The sequence below is a fragment of the Tractidigestivibacter montrealensis genome, from assembly GCF_024741235.1.
In the GTDB taxonomy this organism is placed as follows: Bacteria; Actinomycetota; Coriobacteriia; order Coriobacteriales; family Atopobiaceae; genus Tractidigestivibacter; species Tractidigestivibacter montrealensis.
Genome location: NZ_JANSKA010000001.1, coordinates 545923 through 567512, shown reverse-complemented (window position 1 = coordinate 567512; position 21590 = coordinate 545923). Strand labels below are relative to the sequence as shown.

The following is a 21590-nucleotide window of genomic DNA, read 5'->3' as shown; positions in this document are numbered from 1 at the left end:
TTTCCGATATCGACGAGGGTCGTGGGGCCGTGTCGCTTACGTAAATTATCAACAACGTTAAGAAATCCCAAAATCATTTGTAAGCGTTCAGTTATGATTGGCAACGTCCTTTACATGAACCTTATCTTTGTCCAAAGGATCTGCCATGGCACTCACGCGCAAAGAGTTCGACGTCCTTAGCACGCTTGCCACCTCCCCGGACGATGCCCGCGCTCAGGCTGCCTCTCCGGAACTGGATGAGCTTCGCAGCATGGGGCTTGTGTCAGGTACCGCCATCACCGAGCTTGGCCGCAAGGCGCTGGAGCCCTATCGCGTAGAGAACGCGGTCATCATGGCCGCTGGCCTCTCGTCTCGCTTTGTGCCCGTCTCGTACTGGCGACCCAAGGGGCTCACGAGCGTACGCGGCGAGGTCCTCATTGAGCGCCAGATTCGCCAGCTCCACGAGGCGGGGGTCACAGACATCACCGTTGTTGTTGGCTATCGCGCAGACGAGTTCGCCTACCTTGCCGAGAAGTACGGCGTTCGCCTGGTGACCAACGACCTCTATGCTGAACGGAATAACAACTGGACGCTCTGGCTTGTTCGTGACCAGCTGAGGAACACCTACGTCTGCTCCTCGGATGACTACTTTGCCCAGAATCCCTTCGAGACCTACGTCTACCGCGCCTACTATTCCGCCGTCTACATGGACGGCCCCACGGACGAGTGGTGCCTGGGCGTGGACGAGAATGACCGCATCACCTCCGTGACGGTTGGCGGCAAGGATGCGTGGGCCATGCTCGGCCACGTGTACTTTGACCGCGCCTTCTCCAACACCTTCGTGCGCATTCTCGAGAGCATCGTGCGCAGCCCGTTCTACGAGGAGAAGTACGCCGACGAGCTCTGGGAGACCATCTTTGCACGCAACCCCGACTGCCTCTCGATGGACATGCGCCGCTATCCGGCAGACCAGGTCCTGGAGTTTGACTCGGTGGACGAGCTGGTTGAGTTTGACCCCGGTTTTCTCTCCACTGTCGAGTGCCTTGCCATCGACAACATCGTGGACGTCCTGGGGTGCGAGCGCACGCAGCTGCACGACTTCTATCCCATCAAGAACGGGCTCACCAACCTCACCTTCCACTTTGCCGTGGGGACAGACGAGTACGTCTATCGCCACCCTGGCATTGGCACCGAGAAGTTCATCAACCGCACTGCCGAGAAGGACGCAGACACCGTTGCCCACGAGCTGGGCATCGACCGCACCTTCGTCTACGAAGACGCCGAGAAGGGCTGGAAGATCTCGCACTTTGTGCCCAACGCAAAGAACGTGGATCCGTTCGACTCGAGCGAGGTTGCTCGCGCCATGCAGCTTGCCCGCACCTTCCACGAGTCTGGTGCGCGCATTGACGCGACATTTGACTTCTATCGGGACGGTCTGGGCTACGAACGCCTGCTCAAGAGCCACGGGAACATCAACATTCCCGGGTACGACGAGCTGTGCGAGAAGGTCACCCACCTCAACGAGTACTGCACCGCTGACGAGGGCTTCTCTGCCTGCTTCTGCCACAACGACTACCTGCCGCTCAACTTCCTCATTGGCGAGGACGGCTCGATGAGCGTGATCGACTGGGAGTTTGCCGGCATGGGAGACCCTGGCAACGACACGGCGACCTTCATCATCTGCTCCCAGTACAACGAGGAGCAGGCCAACGCCGCCATTGACGCCTACTTTGGGCGAGCGGCGACCCCGGTCGAGCGGCGCCACTTCTGGGCACGCGTGGTGCTCGGCGGTTGGTGCTGGTACGTCTGGGCGCTCGAGAAGGATGCCGAGGGGGCGGGCGTGGGCGAGTGGCTCGACATCTACAAGAGCTACGCCGTCACATATGTTGACAAGGTTCTCTCGTGGTACGAGAAGAACGACACCATAGCTGCCTAACAGGCTGTTGAGAGGGGACAATCATGCCGTATGGCTTTGGCGCTGCGCTTACCTGGGCGCTTGACACGGTAATTCTCGGCATCGCGCTGGCCAACCCAGCCTTTGCCGCCACGCCGCAGGCAATCGCGCTCGCCGCCTTCACGAGCACCTTCCTGCACGACGCGAGCTCGGCGGTCTTCTCGTTTGCCTACATGGGAATTCGCCGCAAGCTGGGTGAGACCTGGCGCACGCTTCGCAGCAAGAGCGGCCTGGTCATCGTGGGGGCAGCCCTCATTGGAGGTCCCATTGGCATGACGGGCTACGTGGTTGCCATTAACAACATTGGCCCTGCCTACACGGCGGCCATCTCGGCCTTCTTCCCAGCCTATGGCGCCGCGCTCGCGACTGTGGTCTTGAAGGAGCGCATGCGGCCCTACCAGTGGGCAGGACTTGCTGCGTGCCTGGTTGCGGTTGCCGTGCTGGGCTGGACGCCCGTCGATGGCGTGCCTGGAAGCTGGACCGTGGGCATCATTGGCGCTCTGGTGTGCGTTCTTGGCTGGGGCACCGAGGCCGTGGTGATCGACTGGGGCCTGCGCAACGCGAGCGTGGACGACGAGTGCGCCATGCAGATACGCCAGACCACCTCTGCCCTTACGTACGCGTTGGTCATCCTGCCGCTCCTCGGTGGCTGGCCAAGCGCCATCGTGGCTCTCACCTCGAGCGCCATGTCAACTATTGCGCTTGCGGCGCTCTCGGGCACGGTGTCGTACCTGCTCTACTACAAGGCAATCGCCACCCTTGGCGCCTCGCGCGCCATGGCGCTCAACATTACGTACTCTGCCTGGGCCATTCCCTTCTCGCTTCTGCTTCTGGGCACGATGCCCGACGTCCGTGGCGTGGTGTGCGCCGTTGTCATCATCCTTGGCGCCATTACGGCGGCAACGGACGTGAAGACCCTCTTTGGGCACGGGGAGAAGGCCGCTGCCTAGACTGCCCGTGAGACAAAGGGACAGTCCCTTTGTCTCATTTGCGAGGACGCTTCGACCCTGGTCTCGTCACCTGCTACAATCGCTGAGAAAAACAGTCAACATGCGAGCCCGCGCGCCTGCCGTGCGGGCCGCTTTGCATGTTCTTTGGCAGACCGTACGCCTGGCTGCCATGAGATGCCTCCCAAGGAGCCGCCTCCATGTTCATTAACAGGGTTTCTCGCCAGCTGCTCTCCGCGCCGGAGCTCGTACCGCTCCTGCACGAGCTGGGCTCTGGCAACGACGCATCCCTTGCCGTGGGTCAGAGCGCCCGACCGCTGGTGATTGCGGCCCTCTGGGCGCGCGACCCGCGTCCGTGCCTTGTTGTTGTCTCGGGTGAGGAGGCGGCGGACCGCACCGCTCGCGCGCTCGCCGCATGGCTTGGCCAGGACGTTGTTGCGCGCTATCCCATGCGCCGCGACCATCCGTGGGCCGAGGCTGCCCCGGATGATGCCGTGATTGGTACACGCTGCCGTGCGATTGCCCGGCTGGCCGCGGGCGAGAAGTGCGTCGTGGTGGCGTCTGCCCCAGCGCTCTTGCGTCGCGTGCCGCCGGCGGGCTCTGGGTACTTTGCCTCAAGCACGTTCTCCGTTGGCGACGAGGTCCCCTTCGAGGATGTGGCGCCACTGCTGGTGGGCATGGGATACACGGACGTGGGTGACGCCGAAGATGTGGCAGTGCCCGGCACTTTCCACGTGCATGGCGACTCCGTCGACGTCTTTCCCGCGCAGGCAACGTCCCCGGTGCGCATCGAGTTCTTTGGCGATGAGATCGACCGCGTGCGTCGCATGGTGCCCTCCACGGGCCAGACCATTGGCGAGCTGGACTCCGTTGACGTTGTGCCCTGTCGCGAGATGGCCTTCACCAACGAGACCATCGCCCGCGCGGAGAAGGCCCTCTACAACCGCGCGCAGAACGATGCCAAGGTGGCAGCCGACCTCGAGGCAATCCAGGCGCGCTCCGCTCAGCCCTCGCTCGAGAAGTACCTCCCAGCGCTTTATGGCGGCTCGGCCAGCCCCATCGAGCACATCTCGAAGGACGCCCTTGTGGTTCTTGCCGAGCCTCGCGCGCTCTTCGACGACTGCCAGCGCGCCATGGATGACATCTTGGCCTCCGCGTCCTCGGCGCACGTCTCGACGGAGGGACTCTACACAAGTCCGCGCGAGATGGACTTTGGTCGCCAGCAGCGCCTGTCCCTCTCGTCGATACTTCGGGTGGGCGGCTCGGTGACGGCGGAGCTCAAGGTGCGCCAGCCCAACGTGGCAGGTGCGGACACCAAGCTCATTGGGGTTGTGCGCCAGCTTGTAAACGACAACGTGAGCGTGGTGTTTGCCGCGCCGGACCGCGGGGCCCGCGAGTCTCTTGAGCTGCGCCTTACCGACGAGCACATCCCCTTTGCGGAGTCGCTTGGCTCGGCAGCCGAAAACGCCGTGCCCGTTACCTCGGCAGACGCCAACGGTGCCATTACGCCCCTGTGTCGCGGCTCCGTGACGTTCACGGACGCCCCGGTGCCCGCGGGCATCGTGGTGCCTTCGGCGCACTTGGGCGTGCTCTCGATCTCTGACCTCACGCCGCGCACGGCGCGCAACCGCCGTCGCGCCAAGCGCGTGGACCCCACAAGCGTGACCTTCCCGTTCAAGCCCGGAGACTACGTGGTTCATGCCACGCACGGCATCGCGCTCTTCTCGCAGATTGTGCGCCAGGAGGTTGCCGGGCGCATGCGCGACTACTTCCTCTTGGAGTACGCCGGCGGCGACAAGCTCTACGTGCCGCTTGAGCAGGTCGACCGCATCACGCGCTACGTGGGGCCAGACGGCTCCTCCCCGCGCCTCACGCGCCTCAACACGGCGGACTGGTCGCGCGCCACGGGCAAGGCACGGCGCTCCGCCAAGAAGCTGGCGTTTGACCTGGTGGACCTCTACACGCGCCGCGCCTCGGTGACAGGCTACGCCTTCTCGCCGGACACCCCCGCCCAGCTGGACATGGAGTCGAGCTTCCCCTATGACCTCACGCCCGACCAGGCCTCGGCCGTGGCGGACATCAAGGCCGACATGGAGGCGAGAAAGCCCATGGACCGGCTGCTCTGCGGCGACGTGGGCTTTGGCAAGACCGAGGTTGCCCTGCGCGCGGCGTTCAAGTGCTGCCAGGACGGCAAGCAGGTCATGGCGCTGTGCCCCACCACCATTCTGGCCGAGCAGCATTTCGAGACGTTCTTTGCGCGCTTCTCGCCCTTTGACCTGGACGTTCGTGTGCTCTCGCGCTTTGTGACGCCGGCCCAGCAGCGGCAGGCGCTTGAGGGGTTTGCCGCAGGCACGGTGAACGTGCTCATTGGCACGCACCGGCTCCTCTCGGCAGACGTCAACCCGCATGACCTGGGGCTCGTTATCATCGACGAGGAGCAGCGCTTTGGCGTGCAGCACAAGGAGCAGCTCAAGAATATGCGCGAGCAGGTCGACGTGCTCACGCTCTCGGCCACGCCCATCCCGCGCACCATGCAGATGGCCATGAGCGGCGTGCGCGACATGAGCCTCATCATGACGCCTCCGCCGGGACGCCTGCCCGTGAAGGTGCACGTGGGGGAGTGGGACCCGGACCTGGTTTCGGCCGCCATCCGCAACGAGCTTGAGCGCAAGGGGCAGGTCTACTACGTGAGCAACCGCGTGACCACCATCGACGACGCCGTGGCGCGCGTGATGGAGGCGGCGCCCGAGGCGCGCGTGGGCGTGGCGCACGGCAAGATGAGCGCCCGCGAGGTCGAGGACGTGATGCTGCGCTTCCAGGAGCACGAGATCGACGTTCTGGTGGCCACCACCATTATCGAGAGCGGTATCGACAACCCACGTACCAACACGCTGATCATCGAGGACTCGCAGCGTCTGGGCCTGGCCCAGCTCTATCAGCTCAAGGGTCGCGTGGGGCGCGGGCGCACGCAGGCGTACGCGTACTTCATGTTCCCCTCCACGGCGCCGCTCACCCCCGAGGCAACCGACCGCCTCACTGCCATCAACGAGTACCAGGACCTGGGCAGCGGCATGCGCATTGCCATGCGTGACCTCGAGATTCGAGGCGCGGGCTCGCTCATGGGCGCCGAGCAGCACGGCAACCTCTCCAGCGTGGGCTTTGACCTCTTCACCCAGATGCTGGGCGAGGCCGTGGCCGAGGCTCGTGGTGAGACCGCCGAGGTGGAGGTGCCTGAGGTCACCATCAACCTCTCGGCCGACTTCTACCTTGCCGAGGAGTACATGCCCGAGGTGGACCAGCGCGTGCTTGCATACCGCAGGCTTGCCGCGGCTACCGAGCTTTCCGACGTGGATGCGCTCCAGCGCGACCTCGAGGAGAGCCACGGTGCGCTGCCGCTTGCCGGTCGCAACCTCCTTGACCGGGCGCGCATTCGCATCCGCGCGCAGCGCCTGGGCTGCACGTCCGTCTCGCTTACCAACGGGCGCCTGGTCTACCAGGGGATTGATGTGCCGAGAAAGACGGCGCTCAAGCTCAAGGAGCGTGGGGCCCTGGTCTACCCCAAGACGCACAAGCTGGCGTATCCCTTCCGCGCAAAGCAGGAGGAGGTCATGCCTGCCGCGCTTGGCGTGCTGGAGGAGATTGGCGGCGGAGACGAGACGGACGACGAGTAGGGCGGGGCTTGGCGCCGGCTTGCGCCGGGTGGCGGTGGGCGGCAGCGCTGCGGGCCGGCGCGCCGCCACACGTTTGGGCCCGAAGCTGTATCCCGCGCAGGCCGATACACGTTCGTGCCCCGAATGTGTATCGGCTCGCCACACATTCGGTGCCTCGCCGTCCCCGTGCCGCCTCTTGCCCTATGCTGACGAGAGCTGACAACCAGCGTGACGCGAGGAGAGGGACGACCCCATGGCTTTGAGCAAGGATGATAGGGCAAGGCTCATCAAGTCTGGCAAGCTGGCACGCACGGCGCTTGCGGCTGCGCACATGGGGACGAGAATGACGCCGCATTCCGGCGAGGATGCGGCCCCGTCCGAGGTATCCCTGCCCGGTGACATCACCGAGTACCTTCGTGGCGCCCTTCTCGTCGAGGACGCGGGCGACGGTCTTGTGCAGCCCTACCGCTTCTCCGAGAAACAGCTTCGCTACCTGGACTCCGTTGGTCGCGGGCGCCGTGCCCGCGCGACCTCGGGCATTTGCCTGGCGCTTGTGACCACGGGCAGTGAGGTCTCCTTTGACTGCCACGTGACGGCTGCCCTGGATCCCGCGCACCCGCTCTACTCCGAGGTCATGGAGCACCTGGGCAGTCTTGGGCAAGCAGAGGACGGCCTTATCGACGGCATCGACGCCGTGGTGGAGGGTGGCCAGTCCCATACCGTCGCCGTGCGAGACGGTCGTATTGCCGTGCGCTTCGACAATCCGGAGCACCTGCCCCTCGAGGTTCGCATCTACCTGCCGCTCATTATGTCCGTTGCCGTGGGACGCCTTGTCTCGAACGGCACGGCCGCCCCGGCACCCCGGCGCGGCTACCTGCTGGCCCTTGGCGACTCCATCACCCAGGGCTTTGTGGTGGGGTGCCCTTCACTCTCGTACCCGGCGCTCCTCTCGGCGGAGCTTGGCCTTGACCTGGTGAACCAGGCCGTCTGCGGTTACGTCTTTGACCAGAAGACGCTTACGGGTATAAAGGCGCTGCGCAAGGAGCCGCCTGCGGCAATTACCGTGGCCTACGGGACCAACGACTGGGGCTGCGAGGGCTCGGGCAAGGAGATTCGCCGCGACGCCTCCGCCTACCTTGACCGCCTGTGCAAGCTCTTCCCCAACACGCCCATCTACGTGCTCACGCCGCTCTGGCGCGCCGACGAGGCGGACGAGGCCACGCTGGCTGGCATCCCTAATGGCAAGTCGCTTTCGTGGGTGCGCCGTGCCATTGAGCGCGCGTGCCGTGGCCACGAAAACGTGACGGTGGTCGACGGAGCAAGCATCTTGCCGAGAAGCCCCCTCATGTTTGCTGACGGTCGGCTGCATCCCGGCTCCACCGGTGCGGGGATTGTCGCCGAGGCGCTCGCCGCAGCAGTGCGCAACGGCGGCGGCGTCGGGGTGGGCGGCCGCGGGCCCCAAGCGGACCCCGTGTCCGCGCCCGTGCCGGGGCCGGAGGTCGCTACGACCGCGGACGCCCTTTGCGCCGTGGACGCCGAGAGTCTCTCGCGCCCCGGCGTTCCCGGAACGCACTGCGAGTTCGACCGGCTCGTGCGCACGGTCTGGCGCCTGCGCCAGGAGGACGGCTGCCCGTGGGACCGCGAGCAGACGCACGAGTCGCTTGTGCGCTACATGGTTGAGGAGGCCTACGAGGCTGCCGAGGCCCTGCGCGCAGATGACGCCTCCCACATGGCGGAGGAGCTCGGCGACGTGCTCTACCAGGTGGTCCTCAACTCGCAGGTGGCTGCGGAGGAAGGCGCTTTCACCATCGATGACGTGTGCCGCGCCATAGATGAGAAGCTCGTGCGCCGTCACCCCCACGTCTTTGGTGGCGTGGATGCCGAGACGCCCGAGGACGTGGCTCGCATCTGGGACAACGTGAAGCGTCGCGAGCGCGAGACGGCGGGCGCCAGCGCCAGGGAGCCTGAGGTCGGGCTTCTCGACTCCGTGCCGCGCGCTATGCCGGCGCTCATGCAGTGCCAAAAGATCAGCGCTCGCGCGGCAAAGGTCGGCTTCGACTGGGATGACGTCTCTGGCGTGTGGGACAAGGTGCACGAGGAGCGCGATGAGTTCGAGCGCGAGCCGACAGGATCACAGGCCCGCGCGCTCGAGTTTGGCGACCTGCTCTTCTCGCTGGTGAACGTAGCGCGCATGGAGGGCATCGACGCCGAGGGGGCCCTGGCACAGAGCAACGAGAAGTTCCGTCGCCGCTGGTCTCGCATGGAGGACCTGGCGCGTGAGAAGGGCTGCGACCTTGACGCACTCTCGACTGCGGAGCTGAACGAGCTTTGGGACCGTGCGAAGCAAGAGGAGAGCCACTCCTGAGCCTGGCCGCGGGCACTTCTGGTATACACTGGGACACGCGGTGCATCCGCGCTGTCACGCCAAACCAAACTAGAAACGAAGCAACGGCATGAGCAGATATTCGGGCACAGAAATTGCGTTGAGAGGCTCCACAGACGTGTCGCCAAGACCGGCGGTCTACACCTATTCTGCAGGTAGAACCCATCGTTCGGCCTTCTCCTCCGTGATGGAGGGCGTTCGCGTTGAGGAGGACGGTCCTACCGGTCACCACGTGGGCACGGGCACCGCTACGCGCTCGTGCTCCGGTCGCGCCCAGGCTTCCGCAGTTCGCCGGCGCGCCTCCCGCGGCGCCTCCGTCAGTCGCGCAATCGCGACCCGCTCTGTGGGTGCCGCTAGTACTACCCGCACCCGCACGCGCACTCGCACCGGGCACCGCTCGCAGCGTGCTGCTGAACATGCCCCCAGCGCCGTCTCGGATGTTGCCTCAAGGGCAGCAGATGTCGCGTCGGGCGCTACGTCTGCGGCCTCCGCGACGGTCTCGCGTGCTGAGGAGTTTGCGGGCGCGCATCGCCTCCCGGTTATCATCGCCACCGTTGTTATCGTCACGGTGATCATGCTCTACGGCCCCGCATGCAATCTGTACGCCGCCTGGCGCTCGGGGTTTGACCTCCAGGCCACCTACGACGCCACCACTCAGAGCAACGACCAACTCACCAGCGAGGTCGATGCCCTCATGACACCAGAGGGTGTCCAGGACCTCGCGCGCGAGCGCGGCTACGTTGGCGAGGGTGAGACGGGCGTGGTGGTCGAGGGCCTCTCGGATACCAGCGCCGACGCCACTCCCATGGGCACGGGTACGGTCGTCTCGGCGGATGTCCCCTGGTACGTGAACGTCGCAGACGTCATCTTCCAGTACCACACGGATACCTCGGGAAGCGGTAACTAATGCGCAGGGTTGCAGTCATCGACATTGGCACGGTCACCTGCCGCCTAGCGGTGGCGGACGTCGAGGGGTCCCGCGTCGTGCGACTGGGCAAGCAGTCGAATATCTGCAACTTGGGGCAGGACGTTGACAGAACGGGCAAACTTGCGCAGGAGGCCATGGAGCGCGTCTTTGCCTGCGCAAAGGCGTATGTGAACTCGGCGCGCGAGTCTGGTGCCGAGGCCGTGTGCTGCACCCTCACAAGTGCCGCACGCGACGCCTCCAACTCGCCCGAGCTTGGTGCGGCGCTTGCCTCGCTTGGCCTCGATCCTCTTATCATTCCAGGGCAAATTGAGGGTGCCCTCACGTTCATGGGCGTTGCGCAGGACTTCGACGGGCGTCGCATCCTGGTGGCCGACAACGGCGGCGGCTCGACCGAGCTGGCCGTGGGCGAGCTTTCCGGCGGCACGCTTGACCTGGGGTGGGTCACCTCGGTCCAGGTTGGCTGCAGGCGCCTCACGGAGCGCTTCCTCTCTCGCGAGGATCCGCCTTCCGCAGAGGACCTGGCCCAAGCCCACGAGTACGCCGCACAGACCTTCTCGCAGGCGCTTAAAGAGGCAGGGGGTCGCCTTGGTGACCCCAAGACGCTCGTGGTCACGGGCGGCACGGTCACCACGCTGGTGGCCATCGACGCCGGTCTCGACCCATATGACCCTGCGTACGTGCACCTTCACGAGCTCTCTGGCGAGAAGGTCGATGAGCTCGAGCGCCGCCTTGCCTCACTCACGCAGGAGGAGCGTGCCGCGCTCAAGGGAATCCAGGCCAAGCGCGCTCCCGTGATCCTGGGCGGTGCCGTTGCGGTCTCAGAACTTGTGCGCCAGACGGGCTTCTCGAGCCTTACGGTGAGCGAGAGCGACCTTCTCTTTGGCCTTTCCATTGTCGCTGCTGCTATGCTAGATGGGCGCGAGTCTCCGGTGGTGTGGAAGCCCACCATGAGACCGCTTCGGCCGTCTGGGGAGTAGGGTTCCCAAGACAAGCTGGGGGCGTGGCGGAATTGGCATACGCAGGGGACTTAAAATCCCTCGCCGAAAGGATTGTGGGTTCGAGTCCCACCGCCCCTACCAGCCTTTGTTAATCCTGTGCCGCGGTCTTGGCCAACAGGTTCGCCGGTCTGCCGCTGGCGTGTTGTTTTGGCGCATGCGCCCAGAACATCCCGTTGCGTGTCCTACGTAGGGACAAGTGGTGTACAACTATGTCTCGCAACTTCGATGCGCTTGGAGTGGGGGAGGGGCAGCATGGCAGAGAACGGCATGGATGCGTTTGGGGGCGCGCCACAGGCGGTGGCGAGCAGGTCCACAGAGCGCTCTGCAGGCAAGGCGGGCTCTGCCCCGGTGTACTCGCAGCTGGCCGCCCTCCTGCGCGAGAAGATCGGCCTGCACGAGTGGGCCCCCGGTTCACGTATTCCCTCCGAGCACGAGCTCATGGCCCGCTTTGGCATTTCGCGCGGTACCGTGCGCCGCGCCATCAGCGAGCTCGTGGACGAGGGATTTCTCGTCCAGGTGCGCGGCTCGGGCACCTTTGTCTCGGAGCGCGCTCTCTCGCATCCCGCAGGCGAGCGGTCCCTCTCGTTTGGCGAGTCCCTCCGCGAGCAGGGCAAAGACTTTGTGACCCACGTCCTCGAGAAGCGCGTGATCCCCGCTCCCGCAGACGTTGCCGAGCACCTGCGCATACAGCCGGGCAGTCCGGTGCTCTACCTGCTGCGCGTTCGCACTGTCGACGGCAAGCCGGTCATCTGCCAGGAGGGCTGGGAGAACCTGGGGGAGTGCCCGGGCCTGGAAGATGCGGACTTCTCGTGTGAGACGGCTTTCGACGCCGTGGAGCGCTGCTCTGGCCGAAAGATTACCTGGTCGAAGTTGCGCTACTCCGCCTCTTCGGCAGGGGAACGCGCGGAGGCGCTGGGATGTGGCGAGAACGACCCCGTGCTGGTGCTGCGCCAGACCATAGGCCTTGCGGACGCAACGGTCATCGAGTGGGGCCTCACCTGGCTGCGTGCCGGCCAGGAGGTGGCTGGGACCTCGGTCCAGGACGGCTGGCTACCCACGGCGCTTGCCCCCGCGCTTGCCCCCTCTGAACGGCGTCGGCTCTCCGGTCTGGCCCTGGACATTCGCAAGACCGTCGTCGAGTTTGCGCACGCTAACCCAAACATGCCGTTCCACCTGGGTGGCAGCCTCTCTGCGGCAGAGATTCTCGCCGTGCTCTACGGGGGCGTTATGCGCACTGGAGCGGACGGCACCCCCTGGGAGCAGCGCGACCGCTTTGTGCTCTCCAAGGGTCACGCCTCTCTCGCGCTCTACCCGGCCCTGCTTCATGCGGGCCTGGTCTCGCAGGAGGACATTGACCGCGGGCTTCTCGGCCCCAATGCGGTGCTGTTCAAGCACCCCAGGCGAGACCCCGCTCGTGGCATCGAGACCTCCGGTGGCAGTCTGGGCATGGGGCTGGGCTATGCGTGCGGCCTTGCGATTGCCGCAAACAGGCGTGCGAGCGGCTCACGCGTCTTCTGCCTTCTTGGCGATGGCGAATGCAACGAGGGCTCGGTCTGGGAGGCTGCCGCGCTTGCAGGGCATATGGGGTTGGCGTCGCTCACGGTTATCGTCGACGTCAACGGGCTGCAGCTCGATGGCCCTACGGCGCAGATTCTCGACACGGGCAGCCTCGCGGAGAAGTTCCGCGCCTTTGGCTTCGAGGCAATCGAGGTGGACGGCCACGACGTGAGCGCCCTCTGGAGCGTGCTTGCGCCAAGCCATACGCGGCCGCGGGCCGTGCTTGCCCACACCACCAAGGGGAAGGGCCTCTCGTTTGCCGAGAACTGCGTGGAGTGGCACGACAACAAGCTGACCGACGAGCTCTATGCGCGGGCGGTCAGGGAGCTTGGTCGGGAGGTGGGCCATGTCTAGGGAAGCTGTTGCTGTGGAGTCTGCGGTCGTCGCAGACCCGGCCGAGTTCGACCGGCTGGACTCGCGCGTGGCCTTTGGCCGGGCGCTTGGAAAGATTGCCGAGAATGACCCGCAGGTCATGGCCGTTGTCTCGGACTACGGCCGCCGACTTGCGCTCGATGTGCTGCGCTCAAAGCTGCCGGGCTCCGTTGTTCAGTGCGGTATTGCCGAGCAGAACCAGGTCGAGGTTGCATCCGCCCTTGCCAACGAGGGCTTCCACGTGTTTGCGCCGTCCTATGCGCCGTTCATCACGGCCCGCGTGCTCGACCAGGTGCGCGTCAACTTGGGAATGATGGAGTCGCCGGTCGTGCTGGTTGGGCTCGGCGCAGGCTACCACGCGGGCATCCTTGGCCCCAGCCACATGGCCCTGGAGGACCTTGCGTGCATGCGCTCTATCCCGGGCCTCACCGTGGTGGCACCGGCGACCAACACCGAGCTTGCCTGTGCGCTTGCGGAGCTCGCGCGCAATCCGCGACCGGCCTACGTGCGCATCACGCAGGCGCCCGCGGGCGACCCTGCGCTTCCCAGTGGGGACTTCGAGCTTGGGCTCTGCCGCGTACTTGCGGATGACGCGCCCGGCCGCATGGCAGACGTTGCGATTGCTACCTGCGGCTCCATCGCGTCTCGCGCGCTAGCTGCCGCCCAGCTGCTGCGTGGGCGGGGGCTTTCCTGCCGCGTGGTGACCGTGGGTACGATAAAGCCCCTTGACCAGCACGTTGTTGAGCTTCTCGCCAACGCGCGGCTTGACGTGACGGTGGAGGAGCACAGCGTGGTGGGCGGACTTGGCGGACTTCTCGCCGAGGAGCTGCTCGACCGCGGCGCTACCCCTGGGCTGCTGCGCCTGGGTGCGCCCGACGGCTATCCCGAGGCGGACGAGCAGGCTCGCCTGCTGGAGCGCGCGGGGCTCACGCCCGAGGGCATTGCGGCCTCCGTGCTTGCCAGGCTGGGGTAGGTTGGCGCTCCGCCGCGCGGCGTAGCCGCGGACCTACTGCTCCATGAGGTGCAGGATCTGCTCGTTAGTGGCGTTCTCGCCGGTGCCGGTGAGGTAGGGGGTGCCGTCGACAAACGGGCAGCTCAGCTCGGAGGGATGGATGGCGGTTGCCACCATGAAGTCGCAGTCCTTCGACTTCTCGGGTGCCGTGCTCAGGGGCACCTGCGCAATCTCGTAGCTGCCCTTGTAACCGTGCGCGTCGAGAAGCTCTTCGATCTTCTTGCGCGCGATTGTCGAGGTGACAATGCCGGAGCCGCATGCGATGAGGATGCGCTTCTTCTTGTCCGACATGCTCGAGCTCCCTTCGGTGCGGGCGGCACGGCGCCGCTCGTGGGCACGTGACCTTATCAGCCATAGTAGCGTGATGGCGCGGTTCGCGGGGGCGGTGCCGTCTGTTCTGTCTGCGAAAAAGCGGCCGCCCCTGGGTTAGGGACGGCCGCTGCCTGGTGCAAATGGTGCCCCCAACGAGACTCGAACTCGTGTCGTCGCCTTGAAAGGGCGATGTCCTGACCGCTAGACGATGGGGACGCAGGTGAGAGTATATCAGAGCGACGCCACTCTACCAGTCGTATCCGTGCTCCTCCGCATATGCCTCGCCGGCAGCATGGAACCACGGGAAGCCGTCCGCCCAGGCGATGAAGTCTGGCACGTCCGCAATGATGGGCTCCGCCTCGTGGACGGCAAACGTTGCCTCCTCGAAGCCCCCTGCGGGAACCTCGGGCCTGTCGGGGAGGTAGATCTCTACAAACGTGGGTCTGAGCAGGGCGTACGCCGCTCCCTCGCAGAGCTCGCCGTACCCGCGTAGCGCACGGCGCGCGGCGTTCATGCGGCCCAGCTTGTAGAGGAGGATGGTGCGCCCCAGATTGAGCCAGGAGTTCTCACGACCGGCAAGGCGTGCGTCAAGCTCGTTGAAGCCCTCCTCGTCCTCCAGACGCGCCAGGGCAAGCGCAGCTGTGAGCCTGCCGCCAACCTGGTCTTTGGGTGACGCCGCCATGAGGCCGCGCGAGACGTCGAGCGCCATGTGGTAGCGGCCACCTGCAAGGCAGGTGCGTGCGATGGCGTCCCACAGGCGCAGCCGCGGCCGCGTGAAGACGTCGTCCCAGGCGTCACCCGTGCTGCCAAGGGTGAGCTCGTTCGCCGCGTCTGCCTTGGCCTCGATCTCGAGAAGAGCGTCGAGCCTGTCGTCGGGGTCCAGGTCTGCGGCAAGCACCTGCACGAGCCGTGCGTCCAGGCAGCCGCCGTCCTGCGAGAGCGCCTGGTCGCATGCTGCCGAGAGCGTCTGCAACCTGCGCTCGCGTGCCGCGCGGAACTCCTCGTCGTCGAGAAGGTCATCATCGGCGCCGGCGCGGTGGAATGCGTCCAGCGCGCCAACGAGCGTGGCGAACGACGCCTGCTCGGGGGAGTCGACAAAGGCCGAGGGATTCTCTCGCACGGCCAGGCACAGCTCGGCAAACCCCTCGTCAGATAGGGTGCCTATCTTCTCGCGGCGCCGCTGGGCGCACCTGAGCACAAGCTCCTCTCGTCCGTTCACGAGGCATCACCGTCCTGCGGGCCCTTCTCGTCCTGCTGGTAGTAGGGGGCGGAGAACTCCTGCGCCTCGGCGAGCGCCTCGGGATAGAGCTTTGCCGTGGTCCGCGCGACCCAGGAGCCAAGTACGCCGCGCCCGCTCTTGTCGTCGCCTTCCTGGAGCAGCACCGTTGCCTCGGAGACGGCAAGGATGAGCTCGTCCTCGCTGTAGGGCGGCACGGCGAGACGGGCAAAGACGCCGTCCGGCAGCTCCGTTTGCGTAATAAGCGCGGACGCGCAGCCCGGATAGGCGGCGATCAGGCGCTCGAGAAGCTGCCGGGTCTGGCCCATGTCGTGGCTCTTGTGCGCTAGTGCCAGCCGTGCGATTCCCATCCAGGCGTCGTCTGCGGGGCGTGCAGGGATGATGGTGCCGTAGCGCTTGGCCAGCGCGTCAAGGGATGCCTCATCCTCGAGCTTTGCGTAGGCAAGGGCAAGCGTGAACCGAACGTCCGCCTGGTCCGAGGGGTCCTGCTCCAGCAGGCGCTCGCCGGCCTCTATGCAGCTGCGATTGCGGCCACAGATGAGTGCCTCCTCGGCCAGCGCGGCCATCCACCGCCTATAGGGACGAAGGGCGATGTCGCGGCCAAGGGCAATGCGCTCATCGTCCCCGTCGTTTGGCACGGCGTCGCGAGCCTCCTGGCAGGACGCGAGAACCTCGTCCGCGCCTTCGTGGAGGAAGGAGAACTGGGCATCAAAACTGGGACTCACGCGCGAGGCGCGCATGCGGATAGCGTCGTGGCACTTGGGGTCGAGCGAGATGGCCTCGTCGAGAAGGTCGCGCCCGCGGTTGATGAGCGCGTCCGCCCTTTCTTCGCTCGAGAAGGGAAGCTGGTAGTCGATGACCTCGGCGGCAACGGCCACGAGGTGGAAGGCGCGGTCGGCATCGGATTGGGGAAGCGTGTCCCGATCACGGGCAAAGCGGCGGCCAAAGTCCGTGAACGCCTTGGCCGCGGCAACGGGGTTCCCCTTGGGCAGCGACAGCGCATAGCGCAGCGCCAGACGCTGGTAGTCCTCTCTCCTGGGGTCAAACGCCACGGTGCGCCTCCTTTCGTCGCTCTCATGGTATCCCATGCGTGGCACGACAAAGGACGCCACGGATAACTGGCCAGCCTGCCCATAAACGAGAGTTGCTATCTCTCGAATACCACGAGCGGTCATCAAAATGGGGTGAACGGTTGAAAAATGTTTCGAAACGAGGTCCCAAACGATTACATCTTGGAGAACGTTTGAAGGGAGGTGTATTGCGAACAGTGTTTTTGAACTATCGAAAAATATACAATACTTGATAAAACTATTTGGAAGATATCCAAAAATATCCAGAAATTATTGAAAATATCCAATACTCTAGGGTAGTTGAGTGAATCCCCAACTCCTTCTCAAGGTTGTACCATGCCGCGCACCGAGCGCAAACAGCGGAAACGGTCCGCAGCGCCCTACCCTAAGGAGGTAAGACGACATGAATGGCATCACGATCATCTTGATAAGTGCGGTGGTCCTGATTATTGGCTACCTCGGGTACGGGCGCTGGCTAGCTAAGTCATGGGGCGTCGATTCCAAGGCCCTCACCCCTGCGGTCCGCATGGAGGACGGCAAGGACTTCTCGCCCGCACAGCGCTTCTCCGTGTTTGCCCACCAGTTCTCCTCGATTTGTGGCGCTGGCCCTGTCACGGGTACCATCGTCGCCATGATGTTTGGCTGGCTCCCCGTGCTTCTCTGGGTCCTTGTCGGCGGCATCTTCTTTGGCGCCGTTCATGACTTTGGCGCCCTGTACGCCTCCGTCAAGAACAACGGCAAGTCGCTTGGCCAGCTCATCGAGAAGTACATTGGCAGGACCGGTCGCCATCTGTTCCTGGCCTTCTCGTGGCTGTTCTGCTGCATTGTCATCGCTGCGTTCGTCTCGATGGTGGCGGGCACGTTTGCTACCACCGCTGCTGCCGATGGTTCCGTTGACTTCGCCAAGTCCTACGCCGGTGGCTGCGCGGGTACCATCTCCATCTTGCTCACCTTCTCCGCCATCTTCTTTGGGTGGGCGTGCCGCAAGTGGGACCTCAAGGGCGTTGCAAAGTTCCTGTTTGCCCTTGCGTGCATCGCGGTTCCCTTTGCGCTTGGCATGGTGTTCCCGATTTACCTCAACGCCACTGGCTGGATTGCCGTCGTGACGCTCTACTTGATTCTCGCAAGCGCCATGCCCATCCAGACGCTCAAGACCCCACGTGACTTCCTTACGACCATCATGATGGTCGCCATGATCGCGTGCGCCGTCCTCGGCATCATCGCGCTGGGCATCAATGGCCAGGCCACTATAACGGCGCCGATGGTTGTGAGCTCCGAGACGCTCGACGCCCTGGCAGCTAAGGGCAACTACATCTTCCCGGTTCTGTTCGTCTCTGTTGCCTGCGGTGCCCTGTCCGGCTTCCACAGCCTTGTCTCTTCCGGCACCTCCTCTAAGCAGATTTCCAACGAGACCCACATGCTTCCCGTTGGCTACGGCGCCATGGTCCTCGAGTCCTTTGTGGGCGTGCTTGCCATCGTGACCGCTGGCATCATGTTTGGTGACATGAATACCGCCGGCACGGGCGCCCTCAACGCTGGCACCGCTTCAACGCCGTTCCAGATCTTCGCCGCCGGCGTTGCTCGCGGTATGGAGCTCATGGGCTTCAACGCCACGTTTGCTACGGTCTTCATGACCATGAACGTCTCTGCGCTGGCACTCACCTCCGTTGATGCCGTTGCCCGTATTGGTCGCACCAGCTGGCAGGAGTTCTTCTACGAGACCAACGACGCCGCCTCCCGCTCTTCCGAGCAGTCCGGTGCCCGCAAGGTCGTCACCAACACGGCCTTCTCCATCGCTGTCACGCTGGTCCTGGGCATCGCCCTGTGCTTTGGCGGCTACCTCAACATCTGGCCGCTGTTTGGCGCTTCCAACCAGCTGCTTGGCGGCATGACCATGATCACTCTCGCCGTCTTCTGCAAGTGCACTGGTCGCAAGGGTTGGATGCTCTACGTGCCCGTGGCATTCCTGCTCGCATGCACCTTCACGTCGCTTGGCATGAGCATCTATAGCTGCTGGACTGCCGTTGCCGCCGACCAGTCTTTTGCGGTGATCGCGACCAAGGGTCTGCAGCTCGTAATCGCCATCCTGATCGTGGTCCTGGGTGTCATCGTGGCGTACAACTGCCTGAAGGAGCTCTTCACCAAGAAGCCTGGCTCCATTCCCGACGAGGAGCCCGAGTGGTCTGAGCTTGGCCGCAAGCACGTTGAGGAGTCCAAGCGCGACGTTGCGGTGGACACCAAGACCGAGGTCACTGCGTAAGGCGGGTTCTCGCAGAGTGTTTGGCTGGGCGTCTGGTGCCGGTGGCATCGGACGCCCTTCCCGTATTCCTCCTGCTTCAAAATGTGATGAAAATATGTAGTTTTAGTCACAGCGGGGTGTCGGAGAAGACCAAGGGTATGGACGTCGGTGGAGCAGGGATACGGCCTTGTTCCTGCGCGAAGCCGCCTGCCGTAAGTGGCCTCTCGCTGGCGTCTATCTGATAGGATGGGGCCGCATTCAGGTTCGGACTGGCGGTGCGTTTTTCGCTGCTCGTCCGGCTTCAAGTTGTTCCAGGTAGGGCATCAGGGAAGGCCGAGGGGTCTTCTCAGGCATTTGCCGCCATCGGTGGCGGCCGGTGAATTGGAGGATGTGCTATGGGACGTTTTACCAACCCGCGTGACCTGTACTTTGGTGAGGGCGCTCGCCACGAGGTGAAGAACCTCAAGGGCAAGAAGGCCGTCATCGTCTCCGGTGGCCACAGCATGCGTCGCGGCGGCTTCCTGCAGGACGTTCAGAAGGACCTGGAGGATGCTGGCTTTGAGGTCAAGCTGTTCGAGGGCGTCGAGTCCGACCCGTCCATCGAGACGGTGCAGAAGGGCGCCAAGTTCATGCAGGACTTTGGCCCGGACTGGATTGTTGCCATCGGCGGAGGCTCGCCTATCGACGCCGCGAAGGCCATGTGGGTCTTCTACGAGTATCCCGACGAGAAGTTCGATAACATCATTCAGCCGTTCTCGTTCCCCGAGCTGCGCCACAAGGCTCACTTCTGCGCTATTAGCTCCACTTCCGGCACCGCTACCGAGGTAACGGCCTTCTCGGTCATTACCGACTACGAGCATGGCATTAAGTACCCGCTGGCAGACTTCAACATCACGCCTGACGTTGCCATCGTCGACCCCGAGCTCACCTACTCCATGCCTCAGAAGCTCTGCGCACACACCGGTATGGATGCCCTTACGCACTGTCTCGAGGCGTACGTCTCGACAGCAGCCTCCATGTTCACCGACGCCGACGCGCTGCACGGCATCCGTGAGATTACGCAGTGGCTGCCCGTCTCCTACACCGGCGATCATGAGGGCCGCAAGCACATGCACGAGGCCCAGTGCCTGGCCGGCCTGGCGTTCTCCTCTGGCCTGCTCGGCATCGTGCACTCCATGGCCCACAAGACCGGCGCTGCCTTCGAGAACGGCCACATCATTCACGGTGCCGCCAACGCCATGTACCTGGGCAAGGCCATCCAGTGGAACTCCAAGGACCCGCGCGCTCACGAGCGCTACGCCTATGTTGCCAAGGAGATCCTGCACCTTCCCGGCACCACCGACGACCAGCTTATCGACTCGCTTGTGGAGAAGATCCGCAGCATGAACGACGAGCTGCACATTCCGCAGAGCATCAACAACTACGCCAATGGCGGCGTGAAGGCTGACGAGACCGGCGAGCCCGTCATGGTCTCCGAGAAGGAGTTCCTCGAGAAGCTCCCCACCATTGCTGCCAACGCAGTTCAGGATGCTTGCACGCCGGAGAACCCGCGCGAGACCAAGGCGGAGGACTTCGAGAAGATCCTCAAGTGCTGCTACTACGACGAGCCGGTCAACTTCTAGTTCTTGCTCCAAGTAGCATTGGCGTTACCACCCGAGGGACGGAGCCTTTTGGCTCCGTCCCTCTTTTCCTTTGGCTAACCGCAGAGCTGTGGGCTGGTTCCTCGCCCTGCCTGGCAAGAATTTCTGGTTGGGATGCGGTTTTTGAGGGTACCCCCAAGTATCAAATGGTTCGAAGTTTGTTAAAGCGCAGGTCAAAGAATTGCGATATGCATAATGACATATAAAGACTTGAACAATAACTGCTGCTAACCGGAAGTGCGATGACCCTCGGCGCCCCTTGGAATCCGAGCGCTTGTACTGATGCAAAAGGCGACTTCCGGTTGGCAGCAGTTTTGGTTTCAATAATGATATGTAATCGTCATGATGGCAATTCGTCTACCAGGTGTTTAACAAATCTCGAACCAGTTTGTACTCAGTGGGTGCCCGATAAACCGTATCCCAACCGTCAATTGATGCCAGGAATCAGTATTGGGCGAACTAGGCCTCACCTGGGTCTGTGTGTAGCCGTCAGTGATGAGTGGGATGCCATACGGCTGCCGAGGCGCTCATTGCGTCAGCATCTTGTTTGTGCCAAGGTGTGGGCTGGAAGCTATGGGAGGGTCTTCGTAAGACGGGAGTTTGTTATGGAACTCAATGGCTACATCGATCACACCAATCTCAAGCAGAACGCGACGCAGGCAGACATCGAGCGCCTGTGCGACGAGGCGGCCAAGTACCACTTCGCGACGGTTGCAATCAACTCGTGCTGGACGGCGATGGCTGCCAAGCGCCTTGCGGGCACCGGCGTGGGCGTGACCACCTGCATCGGCTTCCCTCTGGGTGCCTGCTCCACGCAGGCGAAGGCCGCCGAGGCCGCCCAGGCCGTGGCGGACGGGACCACAGAGATCGACATGGTGGTCAATGGCGGTCACCTCGTCGCTGGCGACGACCAGTACGTCATCGATGACATAGCAGCCGTCGTCAGGGCTGCCCAGGGCCACCCCGTGAAGGTCATTCTGGAGTGCTGCCTGCTCAATGACGAGCAGATTGTCCGCGCCTGCGAGGACGCGGTTGCAGCGGGCGCCTCGTTCGTGAAGACCAGCACCGGCTTTTCGACGGGTGGCGCCACGGTGCACGACGTGGCGCTCATGCGCAAGACCGTGGGCGACCGCTGCAAGGTCAAGGCTGCGGGCGGCATCCACACCAAGGAGGAGGCGCTTGCCATGGTTGAGGCAGGAGCCGACCGCCTCGGCTGCAGCGCGGGCATCAAGATTGTCGAGGGCTGACGTCTGGTTTCATGGGGGCCGCCATACAACAACGGCCGTCCTGGCTCAATCCGCGCCAGGCCGGC

Annotated in this window: 14 protein-coding genes and 2 tRNA genes; 12 read left to right on the top strand and 4 right to left on the bottom strand. The window is 64.1% G+C overall.

The genetic code is table 11. From position 1 onward, the window contains the following. Positions 1–145 precede the first annotated feature (145 nt). From NVS32_RS02495 to NVS32_RS02450, 9 genes are all read left to right on the top strand, one after another. A complete protein-coding gene (locus NVS32_RS02495; protein ID WP_258498508.1) occupies positions 146–1915 on the top strand; it encodes a phosphotransferase in 1770 nt (589 codons plus the stop codon). Positions 1916–1938: 23 nt separating this feature from the next. Beyond that, entirely contained in the window at positions 1939–2883 is a 945-nt protein-coding gene (locus NVS32_RS02490; protein WP_118310723.1) for a DMT family transporter, read from the top strand. A 197-nt stretch (positions 2884–3080) separates the two neighbouring features. Then, the gene (gene mfd, locus NVS32_RS02485; protein WP_258498507.1) at positions 3081–6551 is read left to right on the top strand and encodes a transcription-repair coupling factor; all 3471 of its coding nucleotides are present in this window, start codon (positions 3081–3083) and stop codon (positions 6549–6551) included. Positions 6552–6783: 232 nt separating this feature from the next. Further along, the gene (gene mazG / locus NVS32_RS10985; RefSeq protein WP_117651981.1) at positions 6784–8895 is read left to right on the top strand and encodes a nucleoside triphosphate pyrophosphohydrolase; all 2112 of its coding nucleotides are present in this window, start codon (positions 6784–6786) and stop codon (positions 8893–8895) included. Between the two features lie 136 nt (positions 8896–9031). Further along, on the top strand, positions 9032–9820 hold the full coding sequence (locus NVS32_RS02470; RefSeq protein ID WP_052009808.1) for a septum formation initiator family protein: 789 nt from the start codon (positions 9032–9034) through the stop codon (positions 9818–9820). Further along, entirely contained in the window at positions 9820–10818 is a 999-nt protein-coding gene (locus tag NVS32_RS02465) for a Ppx/GppA phosphatase family protein (protein ID WP_117651983.1), read from the top strand. The genes NVS32_RS02470 and NVS32_RS02465 overlap by 1 nt, the downstream gene beginning before the upstream one ends. Before the next feature lie 17 nt (positions 10819–10835). Then, positions 10836–10920: transfer RNA gene (locus tag NVS32_RS02460), tRNA-Leu, on the top strand. 171 nt (positions 10921–11091) lie between these two features. After that, positions 11092–12750: a thiamine pyrophosphate-binding protein gene (locus NVS32_RS02455; RefSeq protein ID WP_233516537.1), complete on the top strand. Its 1659-nt coding sequence runs from the start codon at positions 11092–11094 to the stop codon at positions 12748–12750. After that, entirely contained in the window at positions 12743–13741 is a 999-nt protein-coding gene (locus tag NVS32_RS02450; protein ID WP_258498506.1) for a transketolase family protein, read from the top strand. The genes NVS32_RS02455 and NVS32_RS02450 overlap by 8 nt, the downstream gene beginning before the upstream one ends. Before the next feature lie 33 nt (positions 13742–13774). Here the strand turns inward: NVS32_RS02450 and NVS32_RS02445 are convergent, their stop codons facing one another. The 4 genes from NVS32_RS02445 to NVS32_RS02430 form a co-directional block, all read right to left on the bottom strand. Then, complete coding sequence (locus NVS32_RS02445) at positions 13775–14071, bottom strand: PTS sugar transporter subunit IIB (RefSeq protein WP_032110590.1); 297 nt, start codon at positions 14069–14071, stop codon at positions 13775–13777. A gap of 162 nt (positions 14072–14233) precedes the next feature. Further along, positions 14234–14308, bottom strand: a tRNA-Glu gene (locus NVS32_RS02440). 31 nt (positions 14309–14339) lie between these two features. Then, positions 14340–15311, bottom strand: coding sequence for a hypothetical protein (locus NVS32_RS02435; RefSeq protein ID WP_258498505.1), 972 nt, complete (start codon positions 15309–15311; stop codon positions 14340–14342). Further along, positions 15308–16381: a tetratricopeptide repeat protein gene (locus tag NVS32_RS02430; protein WP_258498504.1), complete on the bottom strand. Its 1074-nt coding sequence runs from the start codon at positions 16379–16381 to the stop codon at positions 15308–15310. Before NVS32_RS02430 ends, NVS32_RS02435 begins: the two co-directional genes overlap by 4 nt. 421 nt (positions 16382–16802) lie before the next feature. Here NVS32_RS02430 and NVS32_RS02425 point away from each other — a divergent pair, with 421 nt between their 5' ends. The 3 genes from NVS32_RS02425 (at position 16803) to deoC (ending at position 21525) form a co-directional block, all read left to right on the top strand. Then, complete coding sequence (locus NVS32_RS02425; protein WP_258498503.1) at positions 16803–18659, top strand: carbon starvation CstA family protein; 1857 nt, start codon at positions 16803–16805, stop codon at positions 18657–18659. Positions 18660–19033: 374 nt separating this feature from the next. Further along, entirely contained in the window at positions 19034–20260 is a 1227-nt protein-coding gene (locus NVS32_RS02420) for an iron-containing alcohol dehydrogenase (protein ID WP_032110588.1), read from the top strand. A gap of 623 nt (positions 20261–20883) precedes the next feature. After that, positions 20884–21525: a deoxyribose-phosphate aldolase gene (deoC, locus tag NVS32_RS02415; RefSeq protein ID WP_258498502.1), complete on the top strand. Its 642-nt coding sequence runs from the start codon at positions 20884–20886 to the stop codon at positions 21523–21525. Positions 21526–21590 lie beyond the last annotated feature (65 nt).